18 protein-coding genes are annotated in these 20,297 nt (G+C 65.0%); 9 read left to right on the forward strand and 9 right to left on the reverse strand.

The genetic code is table 11. The features are described 5' to 3' along the window. Window positions 1–10: 10 nt before the first annotated feature. Window positions 11–1,027, reverse strand: a complete 1,017-nt coding sequence (locus ACWA1Q_RS11225) for a glycerophosphodiester phosphodiesterase family protein (RefSeq protein WP_463757426.1) — start codon at window positions 1,025–1,027, stop codon at window positions 11–13. A gap of 163 nt (window positions 1,028–1,190) precedes the next feature. On the opposite strand from ACWA1Q_RS11225, the gene ACWA1Q_RS11230 reads away from it, so the two are divergent. Beyond that, the gene (locus ACWA1Q_RS11230; RefSeq protein ID WP_463757428.1) at window positions 1,191–1,997 is read left to right on the forward strand and encodes a Bax inhibitor-1/YccA family protein; all 807 of its coding nucleotides are present in this window, start codon (window positions 1,191–1,193) and stop codon (window positions 1,995–1,997) included. 89 nt (window positions 1,998–2,086) lie between these two features. Then, window positions 2,087–2,743 (forward strand): pentapeptide repeat-containing protein, encoded by a 657-nt coding sequence (locus tag ACWA1Q_RS11235; protein ID WP_463757430.1) that lies wholly within the window; start codon window positions 2,087–2,089, stop codon window positions 2,741–2,743. A 24-nt stretch (window positions 2,744–2,767) separates the two neighbouring features. Here ACWA1Q_RS11235 and ACWA1Q_RS11240 read toward each other — a convergent pair whose 3' ends face one another. After that, window positions 2,768–3,322, reverse strand: a complete 555-nt coding sequence (locus ACWA1Q_RS11240) for a CGNR zinc finger domain-containing protein (RefSeq protein ID WP_463757431.1) — start codon at window positions 3,320–3,322, stop codon at window positions 2,768–2,770. A 91-nt stretch (window positions 3,323–3,413) separates the two neighbouring features. Between ACWA1Q_RS11240 and ACWA1Q_RS11245 the strand changes: the two genes are divergently transcribed. Next, entirely contained in the window at window positions 3,414–4,367 is a 954-nt protein-coding gene (locus tag ACWA1Q_RS11245; RefSeq protein WP_463757433.1) for an EamA family transporter, read from the forward strand. A gap of 113 nt (window positions 4,368–4,480) precedes the next feature. Here the strand turns inward: ACWA1Q_RS11245 and ACWA1Q_RS11250 are convergent, their stop codons facing one another. Beyond that, window positions 4,481–5,455: a DMT family transporter gene (locus ACWA1Q_RS11250; protein WP_463757435.1), complete on the reverse strand. Its 975-nt coding sequence runs from the start codon at window positions 5,453–5,455 to the stop codon at window positions 4,481–4,483. Between the two features lie 34 nt (window positions 5,456–5,489). Between ACWA1Q_RS11250 and ACWA1Q_RS11255 the strand changes: the two genes are divergently transcribed. Beyond that, complete coding sequence (locus ACWA1Q_RS11255; protein ID WP_463757437.1) at window positions 5,490–6,101, forward strand: TetR/AcrR family transcriptional regulator; 612 nt, start codon at window positions 5,490–5,492, stop codon at window positions 6,099–6,101. A 215-nt stretch (window positions 6,102–6,316) separates the two neighbouring features. Here ACWA1Q_RS11255 and guaA read toward each other — a convergent pair whose 3' ends face one another. The 4 genes from guaA to ACWA1Q_RS11275 form a co-directional block, all read right to left on the reverse strand. Then, window positions 6,317–7,900 carry a glutamine-hydrolyzing GMP synthase gene (gene guaA, locus ACWA1Q_RS11260; protein ID WP_463760849.1) on the reverse strand — a complete coding sequence of 528 codons (1,584 nt, stop codon included), beginning with the start codon at window positions 7,898–7,900 and terminating at the stop codon, window positions 6,317–6,319. Further along, entirely contained in the window at window positions 7,896–8,345 is a 450-nt protein-coding gene (locus tag ACWA1Q_RS11265) for a DUF3817 domain-containing protein (protein WP_463757439.1), read from the reverse strand. Before ACWA1Q_RS11265 ends, guaA begins: the two co-directional genes overlap by 5 nt. A 4-nt stretch (window positions 8,346–8,349) precedes the next feature. Further along, window positions 8,350–9,138, reverse strand: a complete 789-nt coding sequence (locus ACWA1Q_RS11270; RefSeq protein WP_463757441.1) for an SURF1 family protein — start codon at window positions 9,136–9,138, stop codon at window positions 8,350–8,352. Between the two features lie 233 nt (window positions 9,139–9,371). Further along, window positions 9,372–11,102: a glycerol-3-phosphate dehydrogenase/oxidase gene (locus ACWA1Q_RS11275; protein ID WP_463757443.1), complete on the reverse strand. Its 1,731-nt coding sequence runs from the start codon at window positions 11,100–11,102 to the stop codon at window positions 9,372–9,374. A 208-nt stretch (window positions 11,103–11,310) separates the two neighbouring features. Here ACWA1Q_RS11275 and poxB point away from each other — a divergent pair, with 208 nt between their 5' ends. Then, window positions 11,311–13,035, forward strand: coding sequence for a ubiquinone-dependent pyruvate dehydrogenase (poxB, locus tag ACWA1Q_RS11280; RefSeq protein WP_463757444.1), 1,725 nt, complete (start codon window positions 11,311–11,313; stop codon window positions 13,033–13,035). Window positions 13,036–13,054: 19 nt separating this feature from the next. Here the strand turns inward: poxB and ACWA1Q_RS11285 are convergent, their stop codons facing one another. Next, the gene (locus tag ACWA1Q_RS11285; RefSeq protein ID WP_463760851.1) at window positions 13,055–14,173 is read right to left on the reverse strand and encodes a GuaB3 family IMP dehydrogenase-related protein; all 1,119 of its coding nucleotides are present in this window, start codon (window positions 14,171–14,173) and stop codon (window positions 13,055–13,057) included. Window positions 14,174–14,383: 210 nt separating this feature from the next. After that, window positions 14,384–15,886 carry an IMP dehydrogenase gene (guaB, locus tag ACWA1Q_RS11290; protein WP_463757445.1) on the reverse strand — a complete coding sequence of 501 codons (1,503 nt, stop codon included), beginning with the start codon at window positions 15,884–15,886 and terminating at the stop codon, window positions 14,384–14,386. A gap of 266 nt (window positions 15,887–16,152) precedes the next feature. Between guaB and ACWA1Q_RS11295 the strand changes: the two genes are divergently transcribed. Genes ACWA1Q_RS11295 through ACWA1Q_RS11310 form a run of 4 tightly spaced genes read left to right on the forward strand, consistent with a single transcriptional unit; the run spans window position 16,153 to window position 20,166 of the window. Further along, window positions 16,153–17,460, forward strand: a complete 1,308-nt coding sequence (locus ACWA1Q_RS11295; protein WP_463757447.1) for a branched-chain amino acid ABC transporter permease — start codon at window positions 16,153–16,155, stop codon at window positions 17,458–17,460. A gap of 9 nt (window positions 17,461–17,469) precedes the next feature. After that, the gene (locus ACWA1Q_RS11300) at window positions 17,470–18,453 is read left to right on the forward strand and encodes a branched-chain amino acid ABC transporter permease (protein ID WP_463757449.1); all 984 of its coding nucleotides are present in this window, start codon (window positions 17,470–17,472) and stop codon (window positions 18,451–18,453) included. After that, entirely contained in the window at window positions 18,440–19,423 is a 984-nt protein-coding gene (locus ACWA1Q_RS11305; protein ID WP_463757451.1) for an ABC transporter ATP-binding protein, read from the forward strand. Before ACWA1Q_RS11300 ends, ACWA1Q_RS11305 begins: the two co-directional genes overlap by 14 nt. Continuing rightward, complete coding sequence (locus ACWA1Q_RS11310; RefSeq protein ID WP_463757453.1) at window positions 19,420–20,166, forward strand: ABC transporter ATP-binding protein; 747 nt, start codon at window positions 19,420–19,422, stop codon at window positions 20,164–20,166. The genes ACWA1Q_RS11305 and ACWA1Q_RS11310 overlap by 4 nt, the downstream gene beginning before the upstream one ends. Window positions 20,167–20,297: the final 131 nt, after the last annotated feature.

Consider the following 20,297-nt stretch of genomic DNA (forward strand, 5'->3'; position numbering starts at 1 on the left):
CCGACATCGCTCACTTCTTCAGCGCGTCCCTCGCCGCAATGCCGAGGTCCGGGTGGTCGCAGAACACACCGTCGATACCGGTTCGGAGGATTGCGTCGAACTCCGCCTCCCAGTTCCCGAACGCCTCCTGCGGCCCATCGGACCGGAATGGCTTGCGGAGGAAGTTGTTCTCGGGCCGGAGGGTCCAGGCGAAGACAGTGAGCCCACGGGCATGGACACGGTCCACGAGATCGTTGGTCGATCCGCCGGCCGAGAACAACAGTGACTTGGCAACACTGATCCCGTCGACGACTGTGTCTGCAGCGAGGGCGTCGAGGCCGGCGTCGGTCAGTGTCTCGGCATACTTGGGTGCCTTCCTGCCCAGAGCGGCGACCGCATCGAACGGCCGTCCCTTCTTCTCGATGAGATAGATGTACGTGGCGGGGGTCCCTCGAGCGGCGAGCTGGTGCAGCACGGTCTTCTCGAACGCCTCGACAACGAGGCCGGTTCCGTCTGCGTATCGGGTGCCGGCCAGTTCGGATACCAGCAACTCATCGAGCGGAAGGCCTGCGTCCGCGAAATAGGTCGCATGTTTGATTTCTGCGACCATGCCGATGTCCCGGCCACTCTCCGTTGACGCGCCGTCAAGGATGTCAATGAGGTCACGCAATCGAAGGATTCCTGACGAACCGTCAAAGCTCGCGCTCGACGCGCGAATCGCGGGAATTCGCTCTTTGGCCCGCAGCGTCGCGAGTTCGTTCCAGGTGAAGTCTTCGGTGAACCACCCCGTCAGCTCTGTGCCGTCCACGGATTTCGTTGCGCGAAGGTGGGAGAACTCCGGCCGGAAGGCAACGTCGGTGGTGCTTGAAATCTCGTTTTCGTGACGGAGAACGAGGATTCCGTCCTTCGTCGCGACGATATCGGGCTCCACGGCATCCGCACCCAGCGTGAGGGCGAGCTCGTATGAGGACCCCGAGTGCTCCGGGCGGTACCCGGGGGCACCACGGTGGCCGATGATGAGCGGCGGAACTCGGCCGGATACTGTCATGATTCCGAGCCTAGTTCGAGAGCAGGGCAGACAGAATGAACGTCTGGAATAGCCCCGGTGTACTCAGCGTTTCACAGCTAAGACCCGCTAGATTGGGTACAGGTTCCGCTTCGCGGTCCCTCCACATTCCAGCCGTTACGACTGAGAAGGAAACAACGAAGACATGGCAACGAACAACCCGGCGTTCAAAAACCCGGCATTCACGCAGCCAAACGCACTCGCCGTGCAGACGGCAAGCGCGACCGAGCTGCAGGACATGTACAACCGCCCGGCTGCCGGAGCGACGCAGCCCGACCGGATGACCGTCGAAGACACCATCATGAAGAGCGGGATCGCCTTCGGCGTTCTCGTGGTCGGCGCTGTCGCCGGCTGGGCACTCGGCGCAGTGATGCCCGCCCTCGTCTTCGGTGCGGCGATCATCGGCTTCATCCTCGCGATGGTCAACATCTTCAAAAAGGAGCCGTCCGCTCCGCTGATCCTCGCCTACGCTGCAGCTCAGGGTGTGTTCGTCGGAGGCATCTCGTTCATCTTTGAGCAGATGTGGTCAGGCATCGTCATCCAGGCGGTTCTCGCCACCCTCACCGTCGTCGGTGTGACCCTCGCGCTGTTTGCCAGCGGCAAGATCCGCGCGTCGAAGAAGGCCACAAAGGTCTTCATGATCGCGATGGTCGGCTACCTCGTCTTCTCGCTCATCAACGTCGGAATGCAGATGTTCGGCTTGACCGACAACGCGTTCGGTCTCCGCAGCGCTGATTTCCTCGGCACCGGTATTCCGCTCGGTCTTGTGCTCGGCCTCCTTTGCGTCGTTCTCGGCGCGTACTCGCTCGTGCTCGACTTCGACTTCATCCAGAAGGGTGTGCAGAACCGCGCACCGCGCAAGTTCGGCTGGACGGGAGCGTTCGGCATCATGGTCACGGTCATCTGGCTGTACCTCGAAATCCTTCGCATGATCGCCATCACCCGCGACTAGTTTCGTTTCGGAATCGACCCCCGCCGACCGGCTCAGCCGGCACGGCGGGGGCTTTTCTTTCGCCAGCCACGCGAGTCAGGACGCATGACATGAAATCCCGCACCCACCCGCCCAGGATCGATGCGCTGCGCACCGTTTTGCGCGAGGAAGGCGACGCGGCATCCGTCGACACCGACGGGGACTTTGAACTGGAGTCGTTCACCGGCGCCGACTTCAGCGGCCGCGACCTCACCGGCGTGACGCTGCGGGAGTGCGCGCTCGATGGCGTCGACCTCGATGACGCGAACCTGCGCGGCGCCCGGTTCATCGAGACCACGCTGTCGGGCGTGAACGCTCCCGTGCTCCGGATGTCGCGCTCCAGCTGGCAAGACGTCGTGCTCGAGCGGTCGCGCCTGGGCTCAGCCGAACTCTTCGACACGACCTGGAACTCCGTCCGCATCCGCGGGTGCAAGCTCGGCTACGTGAATCTGCGCGGATCGTCGCTCACCGACGTGGTTTTCGAGGACTGCACCATCGATGAGCTCGACCTCGGTGGTGTGACCGCGACCCGGGTCGCCTTCCCCGGTACGACCGTGAAGACGCTGGATGTCACGCGGGCCACACTCAAGCATGTCGACCTGCGCGGGCTCGACTTCCGGGCTGTGCACGGTCTCGAGGGACTCGCCGGCGCGACGGTCAACGACGTGCAGGTCACGGAGCTCGCACAGCTCTTCGCCGCTCAGCTCGGCATCATCGTCGAGGGCTGAGCCGGCTCACACGTGTGAGCGGGCTTACGCGTCGCGCAGCCTCTGCCGATACGCGGCGACGTTCATCCGGTTACCGCAATTGCCGACGTCGCAATAGCGGCGCGACCGGTTGCGCGAGAGATCGACGACGGCGGCGTCACAATCGTCCGCGGCGCACAGCCGCAATCGCGAGAGTTCGTCGGCACGCACAAGATCGATGACCGCCATCGCCGTCTCCACCAGGGTTCGCTGAGCGACCGGGGCGCTCGGCGGCGTCGCGTGCAGGTGCCAGTCCCAGTCACCGTGGCGCACGAGTTGCGGCAGAGCATTCGCCTCACGCAGGAATTCATTGATCAGCTCGACGACGCTGTCCCTGTCGCGAGTCCACAATTCCCGCAGCCGCGGCCTCAGGGCACGCATCTCGCCGAGTTCCTGCTCGTCGCCGGCCCGGGATCCGGTGAAGCCAAACCTGTCGAGGAATGCCACGACCTGCTCCGGGGTCGACAACTCATCGTCCCCGCTGTGCGACGCTTGTGGCTCGGTGTTGATGAGCGCGGCCGCCGTGGCGAGCGACACCTCGGTGTCATGTGCAAAAAGCATGTTGACTCCTGACGCGATTCGGGTTTACTGTCATGAGCATAACCTTTTTCATTCCTGACAGTCGCTGTCAGCGTTCCGGGCGGATCCCAGCATGACCACAGCTCTGACCGAGTCGGATGCCGTTCGGCCCGCCTCACGCACGCAGGCGGCGGGTATCGTCGTTGCCCTCGTCTCTGCGTTCACCTTCGCCCTCAGTGGTCCGTTCGCGAAAGCGCTCATGGATGCGGGCTGGTCGCCCGGCGCCGCTGTTCTGGTCCGGGTCGGCGGAGCGGCGCTCGTTCTGCTGATCCCGACCCTGTGGATGATGCGCGGGCGCTGGCGCACACTCCGCACGAGCGGATCCACGATCGCACTGTACGGCGCCGTCGCCATCGCGGGCGCGCAGGTCGGCTTCTTCAACGCCGTTTCGTACATGTCCGTCGGCGTCGCCCTCCTCATCGAATACCTGGCACCGGTTCTTCTCGTCCTCCTGGTCTGGGCGCAAACGAGACGCCGCCCCGGCATCCGCACGATCCTCGGCACCGTGATCGCGGTGGTCGGGATGGTGTTCGTGCTCGACCTCACGGGCGCACAGACGGTGCATCCCCTCGGGGTCGCGTGGGCGCTTCTCGCCGCGGTATCGCTCGCGACCTACTTCGTTCTCGGTACCCGCATCAGCGATGACCTCCCCCCGCTCGTCCTCGCCGGCGGCGGCCTCGTGATCGGCACCATCGTCGTCGCGATCTGCGGAGTGATCGGCCTGCTCCCCCTGGAGTTCTCGACGGCTGATGTCACGATGATCGGGATGCGGACATCGTGGCTCGTGCCCATCCTCGCCCTCGCACTCATCTCCACCGTCGCCGCGTACGTCACCGGCATTGTCGCGACGGCGCGCCTCGGCACCCGCATCGCCTCATTCGTCGGGCTCTCGGAGGTCGTCTTCGCTGTACTCGCGTCGTGGCTCCTGCTCGCCGAGCTTCCCGGGCCGCTCCAGCTCGTCGGTGGCGTCGGCATCCTCGCGGGCGTCATTCTCGTGCGGGCCGACCGTTACGCACCCGGCGCCTGAGCCCCACCTGCGATCATTCACAGGAGATCTCACGATTTGCAGGATGAAAGCGCCTGAACCCTCCTGCAAATTGTGTGATCCCCTGAAAATCGTGCCTCGACATCGTGATGCCGTTATCCCGAGGAGATGGGAACGTCGGCCGCAAGCGGATGCGCACCAGGGTTCTGCGCGTCACGGGCCTGCTCCGCCCGGTTTCCACGCGATTCGCTCACCAGCACGAGAGCCACTCCCCCGCCGCACAACCCAAAACCCACGACGGTCAGAACGGTCAACGGCTCGCTGAGCCACAGGGCTCCAGCGGCCGCCGTCACCGGAGCGACCAGAAACAGGAGCGCGTTGAGTGCCGTGATGCCGATCCTTCTGAGCAACCACCAGTAGAGACCGTACGCCGCAACCGTCGGGAACAATGCGGCGAGGATGGCCTGCACCCAGAACATCGGCACAGCGGGCGGGACCAGCGTCCCGGTGGCAGCCGCCACACCGAGAAGCGCGATCGTTGTCACCGTGACATGGATCGTCAGGGTCACGATGACGGGAAGCGTGCTTGTTGACCGGCGGTCGAGGAAGGTCCCGATGATGAGGCACGCCATGGCCAGGGCCGGAAGGGCGTACGCGATCGGTGGGGCCGACGAGTCTCCAATCTGCGACCTCACCACGAGTAGAACGCCGAGCGCACCGACGGCAAGGCCCCACCATTGCGCACCGCGGACGCGGAGCCCGAGCAGCGGCCCGACGAGCGTGGCCACCACCAGCGGCTGGACGGCGTCGACGAGCGCGGTGGTTCCCGTCGCGACCCCCGAGCCAATGGCCGCGTAGACAAAGGCGCAGTATCCGAACTGGGCGAAGATCCCGACGATCGCCTGCCGCCGGAGCGTGGCGGGGCAAACTCCGCGGGCAGCGTGTGTGGTCAGCGTAATAGCAAGGAGGACAAGCGCCACCGGCACGAACCGCCAAAGCAGCAACGTTGTCGCCGCAACGTCGACCGTCGCGACCGCAGCGATGAGGAATCCGGAACTCCATGAACCGACGAAGGCGGCAGCAGCCAGCACGGTCACACCACTCCGAAGTATACCGATCTGTTTACTCATGCTTTCGACTATACAGGTTGGTATAGTCGAGGCTATGACCACGGCCGATCCGATCCTGACCCCCGCCGCCCAGCGCGTACTCGACGCGGCGTCTCGGCTGTTCTACGAACGAGGCATCCACGCCGTCGGGGTGGATTCGATTGCAGAGGAGGCCGGCGTCACGAAGAAGACGCTCTACGACCGGTTCGGCTCCAAGGAGGCGCTCGTCGTCGCGTACCTGAAGGCAAGGGACGAACGTTGGCGGGAACACCTCGATGCGTCCCTCGACCGGGTTCCCGATGCGGGTGCTGCGCGGATCCTGGCAGTGTTCGACGCCGCGATCTCGTGGTCGGGCGAGAACAGCCCCAAGGGCTGCAGCGCGATCAACGCCCGTGCCGAAATCGGCATCGCGAACGGCGGACCCCTGCTGCCGGAGGTCTCGCGGCAGAAGACGTGGCTGCTGGGGCTCTTCGCTCACCTGAGCCGCGACGCGGGTGTGAGTGATCCCGACGGCACGGCACGGATGCTGATGCTCCTCTATGAGGGAGCGATCGTCACCGTCGGGATGGGAACGTTCCCGACCCCCTTCTCCCTGGCCCGTGAGATGGCGGAGACGACCCTCGCCGCGGCCCTGACGCCGGACACCACCTCCGCGGGCGAGGAGTAGTAGATGCTTTGCGGCGCCTTGGCTGCCCGATCAACCGCTCCACCCCGGCGGTGAGGGTCGGGGGTTGTGCGGGGTGTCGAGTTATGACGAGTTCCCGGCCGGCTCCGGTTTGCTGGACCTTCTACCAACGAAAACGGACCGGCTCGAGTGAGCCGGTCCGGAATTCGTCATTGTTCGAGCTGAGGAGCGAAATACTCGACCCTCAGCCCAAACACTTACTCCCACTCAATAGTCCCCGGTGGCTTCGACGTCACGTCGAGAACGACGCGGTTGACGCCGTCCACTTCGTTGGTGATCCGGTTCGAGATCTTCGCGAGCACGTCGTACGGAAGCCGTGTCCAGTCCGCGGTCATCGCGTCCTCTGAGCTGACCGGACGCAGAACGATCGGGTGACCGTAGGTGCGGCCGTCGCCCTGGACTCCAACGGAGCGCACGTCGGCGAGCAGCACGACCGGGCACTGCCAGATCTCGTTGTCGAGACCGGCGGCCGTCAGTTCGTGGCGGGCGATGGCATCCGCTTTGCGCAGCAGGTCGAGCCGTTCAGCCGTGACTTCTCCGACGATTCGGATGCCGAGACCTGGGCCGGGGAACGGCTGGCGGCCGACGATGACCTCAGGAAGACCGAGCTCCCGTCCGATCGCGCGGACCTCGTCTTTGAACAGGGTGCGGAGCGGTTCGACGAGCTCGAAGGTGAGGTCGTCGGGGAGCCCGCCGACGTTGTGGTGGCTCTTGATGTTCGCGGTACCTGAACCGCCACCGGATTCGACGACGTCGGGATACAGGGTGCCCTGCACGAGGAACGCGATCGGGTCACCGTCGTCCTCGAGGGACTCGGCGATGAGGTCGGCCTGGGCCTTCTCGAAGGTGCGGATGAATTCGCGGCCGATGATCTTGCGCTTGGTCTCCGGGTCGCTGACCCCGGCGAGCGCGTTGAGGAACTGCTCACGGGCGTCGATGGTGATGAGGCGCACGCCGGTTGCGGCGACGTAGTCCTCTTCGACCTGGCGGCGTTCGTCCTGCCGCAGGAGCCCGTGATCGACGAAGACGCAGACGAGCTGGTCCCCGACCGCTTCGTGAACGAGAGCAGCGGCGACAGCCGAGTCGACTCCACCGGAGAGACCGCAGATGACCTTGCCCGAGCCGATCTGCGCACGGATGCGCCCGACCTGCTCGGCAATGACGTTGCCCGGATTCCAGTCGGCGGGGATCCCCGCAGCGCGGTGGAGAAAGTTCTCGAGAACGTCCTGCCCGTACGAGGAGTGCTTCACTTCGGGGTGCCACTGCACGCCGTAAAGCTTGCGCTCGTCGTTTCCGAAGGCTGCGACGGGAGTGGATGCTGTCGACGCGAGCACCGTGAATCCTTCGGGCGCCTGCGAGACGGAGTCGCCGTGGCTCATCCACACGGTCTGGTCGGTGGGCTGGCCGGAAAGGAGCACGCCACCGTCGGTCGAGAGCGCTGCATCCGTCGACCCGTATTCACGGAGGCCGGTGTTCGCGACTTCGCCGCCGAGGGCGCGGGCCATGACCTGGAAGCCGTAGCAAATGCCGAGCGTGGGAACCTCGAGGTCGAAGATTCGCGCGTCGAGTGACGGGGCGCCCTCTTCGTACACGCTCGACGGCCCACCAGAGAGGACGATGCCGACCGGGTTCTTGTCTGCCACCTCTGCTGCGGTGATCGTGGAGGGAACGATCTCGGAGTACACGCCGGCCTCTCGCACGCGCCGTGCGATGAGCTGGGCGTACTGGGCGCCGAAGTCGACGACGAGAACGGGGCGGGCGCTGGTTGCCTGCTCGCTAATGGGATGCCTCCACTGATTCGGGGGTGATGCTGGCGGATGCCGTGCGAGACGCGAGATACGCCTTCACTTCGCGGACGATGCGGACTTCGAGGAAGAACGAGAGGAACGGGATGACGCCGCCGAGGGCGATGAGCAGGAACTTGGGGAACGACCAGCGCATGAGGCTCCAGATCCGGAAGTCGGCGAAGAGGTAGACCACGTAACCCCAGCCGTGGACCATGAGGATCCCGAGCGAGAGGTTGATCGCCTGCAGGCTCTCGCTCGGCACGAACGCGAGGAACCCGTAGGCCCCGCCGAGCTCGAGTTCGAGGCCGAAGAAGTACTTCATGATCATCTCGGCGCACAGCAGGAGAAGCAGCACACCGGTGATGATCGACGAGATTTTGTAGAACCTCAGAGCGCCGGGAATTCGCGGCAGGTCTCTTTCACGAGGAGGAAGGGGCATGACTCTATTCTACGCGTCCGGCTTCGGGGTCGATCCCGGCGGCGAGCATCTCCCGCTCCTCCTGGTCGCGCTCCCAGGAGTCCTTCACCAGCCGGAACCAGAGGAAGATCGCGAAGCCGGCGAACACGACCCACTCGATGGCATAAAAGATGTTGAGCCAGTTGACGGTGGTCTCGCCTTCTACCGCGGGCGCGTCGATGGTGACGAGCGCTTCGGGTGCCTCGCCCGCCACGACGTAGGCGTTGTACACCGGCCGGTCGGACATTCCCGGCCAGACGTTGACGAGGGCGGCGACCGACATGCGGTTCAGGTCGAAGGGGTCCTCCCCGTCGGCGGGCAGCTCTGCTCCCTGGGACGCGTTGAGACGGCCGGTGACCTCGATGACGGATGCTGGGGCATCCGCGTTGAGGTCCTCCGCCACGCTCTCGGCGACGGCGCGATCGTCGGTCCAGCCGAGGGCTATCGCGACAGACGCTGCGCCGGCATCGGGTCCGGTCGACAGATGTCCGGCCACCCAGTAGCCGACCACATCGAGGTTCACGCGTTCGGTGATGACGAGAAAGTCGCCCGGTACCCACGTGCCCTCGACCTCAACGAGCTGGCCGATGACGTCGTCGCGGAGCGGCTCGCCCGCGGTGGCAACGCTGTCGAGGGGGACGACGGTTTCCGTCGGCCGCTCGGCGTTCTCGGTTGAGACGACGGCGCGCTCGAACTGCCACTGTCCGAGCCAGGCGAAGGCCCCGGAGACGACGAGGGCGAGCACAAGCATCGCGATCCAGCGGGCCTGGAGCATGGTCTGCCGGAGGGTGGGCTGCGCGAGGGGGTCGGATGCCGCGGGGCTGCTGGAAATGTTCGTCTCGCTTCGCTCTGGTCACTGCGTCGCCGGCGCCTGTGACACGGCGTTCAACGCTTACAGGTGCTCCGGGCGCGAAATCTCGCCGGGCTTGTCACGGACGTGCGGCAGGTCCTCCCCAGTCTACCGGAGGCACCCGCCTCCCGCCGTGAGGGCGGAAGGCGGGCCAGACGTCACTTCGCGGGAACGACCTCGGGGGCTTCGAGCCGCACCCGGTCCGCTGATTCGTCGTCGGGCTGCTCCTGCGATGCGCGCTCCGCTGCGACTCGCTTGAGGTAGGTGGCGACCTCATGGTCGACCCGTTCCTCGTCCCAGCCGAGCACGTCGGCCATGAGCCGCGCGGCGACGGGCGCAGCAGACGCACCGCGATCCCACGACTCGATCGAGATGCGTGTGCGACGGGCGAGCACGTCTTCGAGGTGGAGTGCTCCCTCGTGTGTCGCCGCGTATACGACCTCGGCGCCGATGTAGTCGTCTGCGCCGGGGAGCGGTTCGCCGAGTTCGGGGCGGTCCCTCAACAGGTCGAGCAGCTCGTCGGTGAGCACACCGTAGCGGTTGAGCAGGTGCTCGATCCGCGCCTTGTGCACTCCGAAGGCGCGGGCGATTTTGCCGCGTTTGTTCCACGCCGCCTGATAGCCCTCCGCCCCGAGGAGGGCTATGTTGTCGGTGGTGGACTGGGGGATTTTGCCGTCGAGGGCATCGGCGGCCGCGTCGATGGCATCCTTCGCCATGACCCGATAGGTGGTCCACTTGCCGCCGGCGATCACGACGAGCCCCGGCACCGAATGAGCGACGAGGTGCTCCCGCGAGAGCTTCGAAGTCTGGTCGGATTCGCCGGCGAGCAGGGGCCGGAGTCCCGCATAGACACCTTCGACGTCGTCGCGGGTGAGCGGAATGGCGAGGACCTTGTTCACCTGCTCAAGCAGGTAGTCGATGTCGGCGGCGGTCGCTGCCGGGTGCGCCTTGTCGAGATCCCAGTCGGTGTCGGTCGTTCCGACGATCCAGTGGCGTCCCCACGGAATGACGAAGAGCACGCTCTTCTCCGTGCGGAGCAGCAGTCCCATCGTCGACTGGAACCGGTCACGGGGCACGAGAAGGTGAATACCCTTCGACGCGCGCACCTTGAACTGCCCGCGTTCGCCGACCATCGCCTGGGTGTCGTCGGTCCAGACACCGGTCGCATTGACCACCTGGCGAGCGCGGACGTCGAACCGTTCTCCGGTCTGCAGGTCGTGTGCCTTCACACCGACCACACGCTGGCCGACCTTGAGGAACCCTTCGACCCGCACCCTGCTGGCCGCATGGGCGCCGTACGACGAGGCGGTACGCACGAGGGATGCCACGTAGCGGGCGTCGTCGACCTGGGCGTCGTAGTAGGTCAGCCCGCCGACGAACGCGTTGTTGCGCAGCGACGGGATCGACTTCTGAACCTGGCGCTTCGACAGGTGGCGGTGGTGGGGTACGCCGGGCGGGCGTCCGCCGGTGTAACTGAAGAGGTCGTAGAGCAGCATGCCCGCGCCGATGTAGAGGCGCTCGAAGACGGGGCGGTTGAGCGGGTACAGGAACTTGACCGGTTTGACGAGGTGGGGCGCGATCCGCTGGAGCAGAAGTCCACGCTCGATGAGCGCTTCGCGGACGAGCCGGAAATCCAGCTGCTCTAGGTAACGGATGCCGCCATGCACCAGTTTCGACGACCGGCTCGACGTGCCGCTTGACCAGTCACGTGCCTCGAGAATGCCGGTGGAGAGTCCGCGAGTGACGGCATCCAGTGCGCTGCCGGCGCCGACGATCCCGCCGCCGACGACGAGGATGTCGAGCTCTTTGGTCTTGAGTGCCTCGATCGCAGCCGAGCGTTCCTCCATACCGAGTTTGGTCGAACGTGAAACGGTGTTTTTATTGGCCATTCTTGCCTCCACCGGGATCGAACCTGTCACGATTCCCGGACTGCCGCTCAGATGGCACCGACAGGCTACGCCACCACATGTCTTTCGACGCTAACGCACCGTGTCAAGCAGAACAACGGCCTTGCGCCGACGCACGGCGCTCTTACATATCCGTGCGGACTGTGCTGGACTCGACATGCACATCCACCCCGCCTCGTGAGGAGTAACTATGGGCACGATCGCCGAAAACATGGTCGAGACGCTGAAAGCGAGCGGGGTGTCCCGCATCTACGGGATCGCCGGGGACTCCCTCAACGGGCTCACCGACGCGCTTCGGGGAGAGCTGGACTGGGTGCATGTCCGGCACGAGGAGGCGGCCGCTCTCGCCGCATCGGCCGAAGCCGCTCTCACCGGTGAACTCGCGGTGTGCGCGGCCAGTTGCGGACCTGGGAACCTGCACCTCATCAACGGTCTTTTCGACGCCAACCGATCGCGTGTGCCCGTGCTCGCGATCGCGAGCCACATCCCGAGCTCGGAGATCGGGTCCAACTACTTTCAGGAGACCCACCCCCAGGAGCTGTTCCGGGAGTGCAGCGTGTATTGCGAAATGGTCGGCTCACCCGAGCAGATGCCGCGCATCCTCGAGATCGCCATGCGCACAGCGATCGAACGCAAGGGCGTCGCCGTCATCGTGATTCCCGGAGACATCCTGCAGAAGACGGCCCAGAGCCCGCGCACCGTCGCCATCCGTCCGACGTCGAGCTCCGTCCTCCCCTCGGCCGAAGGACTTGCGGAGGCCGCCCGGCTCCTGAACGGCGCTGACAAGGTGACAATCCTGGCCGGCGCCGGCGTGGCCGGAGCACACTCCGAGGTCCTCGCGCTCGCGGATGCCCTCGGCGCCCCGATCGTCCACGCGATGCGCGGCAAGGAGCACATCGAGTACGACAACCCGTTCGACGTCGGCATGACCGGGTTGCTCGGCTTCGCCTCGGGTTATTCCGCCATGCTGTCGTGTGACACGCTGCTCATGCTCGGCACCGACTTTCCGTACCCGCAGTTCTTCCCTGAGAACGCGAAGGTCATCCAGATTGATGTGCGCGGCGAACAGCTCGGCCGACGCACACCGCTCGACCTCGGGCTTGTGGGCACCGTGCGAGAAACAGCACAGGTGCTGCTCCCCCTCGTCGAGCGCAAGGAGGACCGCGGGCACCTGGAGCGGTCGGTCAAGCACTACTCGAAGAGCAGGAAAGGACTCGATGACCTCGCCACCAACGACCGCAACCGGGCACCCATCCACCCGCAGTACCTGACCCGGCTGATCGATGAACTTGCCGACGACGACGCCGTCTTCCTCCCCGACGTCGGATCTCCCGTCGTCTGGGCCAGCAGGTACCTGACGATGAACGGGCGCAGACGGCTCATCGGGTCCTTCAGCCACGGCACGATGGCAAACGCGGTCTCGCAGGGAATCGGCGCCCAGGCATCCCACCCCTCTCGTCAGGTGGTCGCACTCGCCGGTGACGGTGGCCTCACCATGATGCTCGGCGAACTGCTCACCCTCGTTCAGAACAAGTTGCCGGTGAAGGTCGTCGTTTTTAACAACTCCTCGCTCAACTTCGTCGAACTCGAGATGAAAGCGGCTGGGCTCGTGAACGCCGGTACCGACCTGGTCAACCCGAACTTCGCCGACATGGCGACGGCTATGGGAATCCACGGCAGCCGGGTGGAGCGTCCGGATGACCTGCCCGCTGCACTCGCCGAAGCGTTCGCTCATGACGGACCCGCGCTCATCGACGTGGTCACCGCTCGTCAGGAGCTGTCGATTCCACCGGCGATCACTGCCGAGCAGGCCAAGGGATTCACTCTCTACGCCATCCGGACCGTGCTTTCCGGTCGCGGCGAAGAGCTCATCGATCTCGCGAACACGAACGTCCTCCGCCGGATCTTCGACTGAGGACGCCCGCGATCAGCGATTAGCGGGAGTGGTACGGGGCGAGGACGACCTCGACCCGCTGGAACTCCTTGAGGTCCGAGTATCCGGTGGTCGCCATCGAGCGGCGAAGGGCGCCGACGAGGTTCGCTTTCCCGTCTGCGACGCTCGCGGGACCGTAGAGGATCTCCTCGAGCGAGCCGACCTGGCCGACCTCGACCCGGCGGCCGCGCGGCAGCTGGGAGTGGTACGCCTCTGTGCCCCAGTGGAAGCCTCCGCCAGGAGCATCCGTCGCCCGTGCGAGTGTGGTTCCGAGCATGACGGCGTCTGCTCCGCATGCCACGGCCTTGACGATGTCGCCCGCCGTGCCGAGGCCGCCGTCGGCGATGACGTGGACGTACCGTCCGCCTGACTCGTCCATGTAGTCGCGGCGAGCGCCGGCGATGTCTGCGACGGCGGTGGCCATCGGGGCATGGATGCCGAGGGTCGCGCGGGTGGTCGACGCTGCGCCCCCGCCGAATCCGACGAGAACGCCGGCTGCGCCCGTGCGCATGAGGTGCAGTGCCGCGGTGTAGGTAGCTGCGCCGCCCACGATGACGGGCACGTCGAGTTCGTAGATGAACTCCTTGAGGTTGAGCGGCTCCTGGTTCTTGGAGACGTGCTCAGCCGAGACGGTGGTTCCGCGGATGACGAAGAGGTCGACTCCGGCCGCGAGCACGGTCTCGTGCAGTTCCTGCGTGCGCTGCGGCGAGAGGGCCCCGGCGACGGTCACTCCTGCGGCGCGGATCTCGGCTAGGCGCTGGGTGACGAGCTCGGGTTTGATCGGCTCGGAGTAGATTTCCTGCATCCGAGCGGTCGACTGAGCGTCGGACAGTGAACGGATTTCAGCGAGCAGGGGCTCGGGGTCGTCGTATCGGGTCCAGAGCCCCTCGAGGTCGAGCACGCCGACGCCGCCGAGCTTGCCCATCATGATCGCGGTCGTCGGGGAGACCACCGAGTCCATGGGAGCCGCGAGGAACGGGATGTCGAACTGGTACGCGTCGATGCCCCACGTGACCGAGACATCCTCGGGGTCGCGGGTCCGGCGGGAGGGCACCACAGCAATGTCGTCGAAGGCGTACGCGCGACGTGCACGCTTGGATGCACCGATCTCAGTTTCCATACTCACTCCCCCAGCCTACCCGCGCGGAGCGAAGCTCCGCGAAAGGCGCGGAGCGAAGCTCCGCGAACGGCGGCAGCCCTAACCAAGGTAATCCCGGGAACAAGACGGCGACTCCCAGCCGTCTTCGGGAGTCGTCTGTTGAAGGAATTCACCCGTCCCGGTGTAACGGGTGAATTCGTCCGAAACGGGTGAATTCGTGAAGCGAGTAGCTCAGCGGCGGTAGTTCGGCGCCTCCACGACAATCTGCACGTCGTGCGGGTGCGACTCCTTGAGCCCGGCGGAGGTGATCCGCACGAACTTGCCCTTCGACTTGAGCTCGTCGATTGTGCGGGCGCCGACGTAGAACATCGACTGGCGGAGCCCGCCGATGAGCTGGTACGCGACGGCGGAGAGCGGTCCGCGGTAGGGAACCTGGCCCTCGATGCCCTCGGGGATGAGCTTGTCGTCGCTCGGAACGTCGTTCTGGAAGTAGCGGTCCTTCGAGTACGAGGTCTTCTCACCGCGTGTCTGAAGTGCGCCGAGCGATCCCATGCCGCGGTAGGTCTTGAACTGCTTCCCGTTGACGAACACGAGTTCTCCCGGGCTTTCGTCGCACCCGGCGAGGAGCGAGCCGAGCATGACGGTGTCAGCACCGGCGACGAGCGCCTTGGCGATGTCGCCCGAGTACTGCAGTCCGCCGTCGGCGATGACGGGCACACCGTATTCGCGGGCGGCGAGGGATGCCTCGTACACGGCGGTCACCTGGGGAACGCCGACACCGGCGACGACGCGCGTGGTGCAGATCGAGCCTGGACCGACGCCGACCTTCACCGCGTCAGCGCCTGCTTCGGCGATCGCCTTCGCGCCCGACCGGGTCGCGACGTTTCCACCGATGATGTCGACCCCGGCGAACGCTTTGTCGGACTTGAGCTTCCTGATGATGTCGAGAACCCCAGCGGAGTCGCCGTTGGCCGTGTCGACGACGAGCACGTCGACACCGGCGTCGACGAGGGCGCCGGCGCGCTGCCAGGCGTCACCGAAGAAGCCGATGGCGGCACCGACACGGAGCCGGCCCTCGTCGTCCTTGGTCGCGTTCGGGTACTTCTCGCTCTTGTCGAAGTCCTTGACGGTAATGAGGCCCTTGAGCTTGCCCGCCCCGTCGACGAGCGGAAGCTTCTCGATCCGGTGCTCGGCGAGGATCGCGATCGCGTCGTCGGGGTCGATTCCGACGGGGGCCGTGATGAGCGGCATCCGGCTCATGACGTCGCGGACGGGAGTGGTCGCCTTCTCGAACGGCGCGACGAACCGCATGTCGCGGTTGGTGATGATGCCGACGAGCACGCCCTCATTGTCGATGACGGGGAGCCCGGAAACCCGGAACTGGCCGCAAATCGCGTCAACCTCGGCGACCGTGGCATCCGGCGTCGTGGTGACCGGGTTGGTGATCATCCCGGATTCACTGCGCTTGACGAGGTCGACATGCTCGGCTTGCTCGCCGATGGAGAGATTGCGGTGCAGAATGCCGATTCCGCCCTGGCGCGCCATGGCGATCGCCATGCGTGACTCGGTGACGGTGTCCATCGCGCTCGAGAGGAGCGGGGTCGCCACCGTGATGCGGCGAGTGAGCCGCGAGAACGTCTCGGCCTCGCTGGGGATGACATCCGTGTGCCCGGGCAGCAGCAGAACGTCGTCGTACGTCAGTCCGATAAAGCCGAACGGGTCTGAGGTTTCCATTGCTTCCCTTCGCGGTGAAATTACCGGCGTCAGCAGCGCGACGGATGCCTGATAAACAGAACATCGCGACCGGTAGTTAATGCTAACCGCAGAAGGGTAACGATTATGCCCCGAAACTGGGCACTTTGAGGTGAGGAATACCCATGTTCGAAACATGTAGGTCATAATCGGGTCGTATCGTCTAACAGAGCCGTTTGGCGAAAGTACTTCAGGGGACCTCCCGGTTTCCTGCCCGAGGGACCTGGCGGTCCCGCACTGGAGGTGCAGTGAGTTCCCCTCATTCAGTCCAAGCCCCGCGCCGCGCGCGCTCGATCCTGCTGTTCTTCGCACTGCTGTTCGGCGCGCTGATATTGCAGACGGCGACAGCGGCACCCGCTCAGGCTGACGAGGTCGGTGAGGAATACGACTACTACTTCGCCGGAAACGTGAAATACGAGAGCGAAGCTCTCGAAGACGTCACGATCACCGTCGACGGCAATGGTTACAACGCCGAGGTCGAGACAGACGCTGAAGGCAAGTGGAAGATCGGCGTTCCCGAGAAAGGCACGTACACGGTCACCCTCGATGAGGAGACCCTTCCTGAGGGCGTCATCGTCGCGGAGGGATCCGCGTCGGTCGAGTCCGAGATCGCCCTCACGAACTCGAAGATCGTGAACTACTTCCTCGGTGAGGGGGTACGCGTCACCACGAGCTTCTTCGATCAACTGGTCGAACGCACGGTCAACGGGCTGAACTTCGGCCTGCTCCTCGCACTCGCGGCGATCGGCGCCTCTCTCGTCTTCGGAACGACGGGCCTGTCGAACTTCGCCCACGGTGAGATGGTGACCTTCGGTGCCGTGATGGCGCTCGTGTTCACCAACCTGCAGCTGCCGATCTGGGTCGCACTCCCGGCAGCGGTGGTGATGAGCGGTCTGTTCGGGTACTTCCTCGATACCGGGCTCTGGCGCCCGCTGAGGAAGAAGGGCGTCGGCATCGTCCAGGTGATGATCGTTTCGATCGGCCTGTCGCTCCTTGTCCGCTACGTCTTCCTCTACTTCATCGGCGGTGGCACCTTCCAGCTGCCCGGCGCCGGTGGCGCGCAGATCGCGCTGTTCGGGTCGGTCACTCTTTCGGTCACCGACATCGTGAGCATGGCGACGTCGATCGTCGTCCTCCTCGGTGTCGCGTGGTGGCTCGTCAACACCCGCACCGGCAAGGCAACGCGAGCGATCTCCGACAACCCCTCGCTCGCTGCAGCCAGCGGCATCGACGTCGACAAGGTCATCCGCATCGTCTGGATCCTCGCCGCGGCACTCGCGGGTCTCGCCGGCATCCTCTGGGCGTACTTCCGCCCGGGCATCAAGTGGGACATGGGAACACAGATCCTGCTGCTCGTCTTCGGCGCGATCGTCCTCGGTGGACTGGGAACGGCGTTCGGCGCCCTCCTCGGCGCCATCATCGTGGGACTTCTCGTCGAGGTCTCGACGCTGTGGATCCCGTCAGACATCAAATACGTGGGAGCGCTCGTCGTGCTCATCGCCGTCCTGCTCGTCAAACCCCAGGGCCTTCTCGGCCGTAAAGAACGAATCGGTTAGGAGGACGCCATGGACTGGGAATCAATTCTCTCGAACACCGCCTCCTGGCTGATCAGCCCGGAGACCATCGCATACGCCCTCGCGGCACTCGGCCTCGCCGTGCACTTCGGTTACGGCGGCCTGCTCAACTTCGGCATGGCCGGATTCATGGCGCTCGGCGCCTACGGTTACGCAATCTCGATCCTGACGTTCGGTCTGCCGTGGTGGGTCGGAATTATCGTCGGGATGCTGGCATCCGTCGTTTTCGCGTTCATCCTCGGTATACCGACGCTGAGACTTCGAGCCGACTATCTGGCGATCGTGACAATCGCGGCGGCCGAGATCGTGCGCCTGCTCTTCACAACGCAGGTCTTCGACTCGGTCACGAACTCGGCTGACGGCCTCGGCAACTATCACGCCGGTTTCCGTGCGGCCAACCCGTTCCCTGAGGGCACATACGGGTTCGGCCCGTGGACATACAACGCGAACGGATGGTGGGTCCGGGTCTTCGGAATCGGCCTGCTCATCATCGCGGCCCTTCTCGTCTTCCTCCTCATGCGCAGCCCGTGGGGTCGCGTTCTCAAGGGGATCCGAGAGGATGAGGATGCCGTCCGCGCGCTCGGCAAGAACGTCTTCGCCTACAAGATGCAGGCTCTCATCGTCGGTGGCCTCTTCGGCGCTCTCGGCGGGGTGGTGTTCGCCTTGCCGTCGGCGGTGGTGCCAAGCGTCTACGTGACGAGTCTCACGTTCTTCATCTGGACGATCCTGTTACTCGGAGGCGCGGCCACCGTGTTCGGGCCGATCCTCGGGGCGGTGATCTTCTGGGTGATCATGGGCTTCCTCTCCAACGTGCTGCCGGCAATGGCCTCCAGCGGACTGCTTCCGTTCATGTCGACGACCCAGGCGGCGACGCTCCGGTTCATCCTCGTCGGAGCCGCGCTGATGCTCATCGTCATATTCAGGCCCCAGGGCATCCTCGGAAACAAGAAGGAGCTGACCTTTGTCAAGCAATAGCTCAGCGCAATCACCGGTCAAGAGCACCGGACTGCACATCGGGGATGCCGCGCCAGGCGTCGCGAAGGTCGATCCGATCATCATCGCCGACAACGTCACGCGAACCTTCGGTGGTCTCAAGGCGGTCGACGTCGACCACCTCGAGGTCCCGCGCGGCGCGATCACCGCGCTCATCGGGCCGAACGGTGCGGGCAAGACGACCCTGTTCAACCTGCTGACCGGGTTCGACAAGCCGGACACCGGCACGTGGACCTTCGACGGCAAGCGCCTCAACGGTGTCCCCGCGTTCCGTGTGGCCCGGATGGGACAGGTTCGCACCTTCCAGCTGACGAAGGCCCTTGGCCTGCTCACGGTGCTCGAGAACATGAAGCTCGGCGCGCAGAAGCAGACCGGCGAGAACATGTTCTCGAGCCTCATCAAGCCGCTCTGGATCAAGCAGGAGGGCGAAATCGAGGAACGGGCGATGGAAATCCTTGCCCGGTTCAAGCTCGACACCAAGAAGGATGACTTCGCCGCGAGCCTCTCCGGTGGCCAGCGCAAGCTTCTCGAGATGGCGCGCGCCCTGATGAGCTCGCCCAAACTGGTCATGCTCGACGAGCCGATGGCGGGTGTGAACCCGGCCCTCACGCAGTCGCTCCTCGATCACATCCTCAACCTCAAGCAGGAGGGCATGAGTGTGCTCTTCGTCGAGCACGACATGCACATGGTGCGCCACATCGCAGACTGGGTCATTGTCATGGCAGAGGGTCGTGTCGTCGCCGAGGGTGATCCACACACCGTGATGGAGGACCCCGCCGTCATCGATGCCTACCTCGGCAGCCACCAGGATGTCGACCTCGGGGTCGTGACCGGCCGGATCTCCGGCGTGAAGACCGCTGAGGCTGAAGAACTCCTCGCGGAGATCGACGCCGAAGTCGGCACTCCGCACACCCCGGATACCGGCCCGCAGAAGGACGAGGACACCAAGTGACCGCAACACTGGCCCCAGAGGCTGTCGTCGAAGTGAAGAACCTGACGGCGGGATATCTCCCCGGCGTCAACATCCTCAACGAGGCGAACCTCGTCGCCGCCAAAGGCGAACTCATCGGCATCATCGGCCCCAACGGTGCAGGTAAGTCGACGCTGCTCAAGGCCATCTTCGGGCAGGTCAAGGTTCGTGGTGGGGAGATTCGGCTGAACGGAGAGGACATCACCGGCCTCAAGGCAGACAAGCTCGTCTCCCGAGGCGTCGGTTTCGTGCCGCAGACGAACAACGTCTTCCCGAGCCTGACGATCGAGGAGAACCTGCAGATGGGGCTCTTCCAGAACCCCAAGATCTACTCGGAACGACTCGAGTTCGTCACCGGGATCTTCGCCGAACTGGGCAAGCGGCTCAAGCAGCGGGCGGGCTCCCTGTCCGGTGGTGAGCGCCAGATGGTGGCGATGTCGCGCGCCCTCATGATGAACCCGCACGTGCTCCTCCTCGATGAGCCCAGTGCCGGCCTCTCCCCCGTCCGCCAGGACGACGCTTTCATCCGTGTCTCCGACATCAACAAGGCGGGGGTGACGACCATCATGGTCGAGCAGAACGCCCGCAGGTGCCTGCAGATCTGCGACCGGGGTTACGTCCTCGACCAGGGAACGGATGCCTACACCGGCACCGGGCGCGAACTGCTCAACGATGAGAAGGTCATCGGCCTGTACCTCGGAACACTGGGACAGGACGAGGACTGAGCACACGCGACGACATCCACACAAAAGCCCCGCAGACGGCGTCTGCGGGGCTTTTGCGTAGCTGGCGATGCCGCGACTGCGCTGGGAACAGAAAAAGGTGGCCACGGGACGAATCCCGTGGCCACCTTCAG

The organism is Mycetocola sp. TRD_SC_2, from assembly GCF_055361225.1.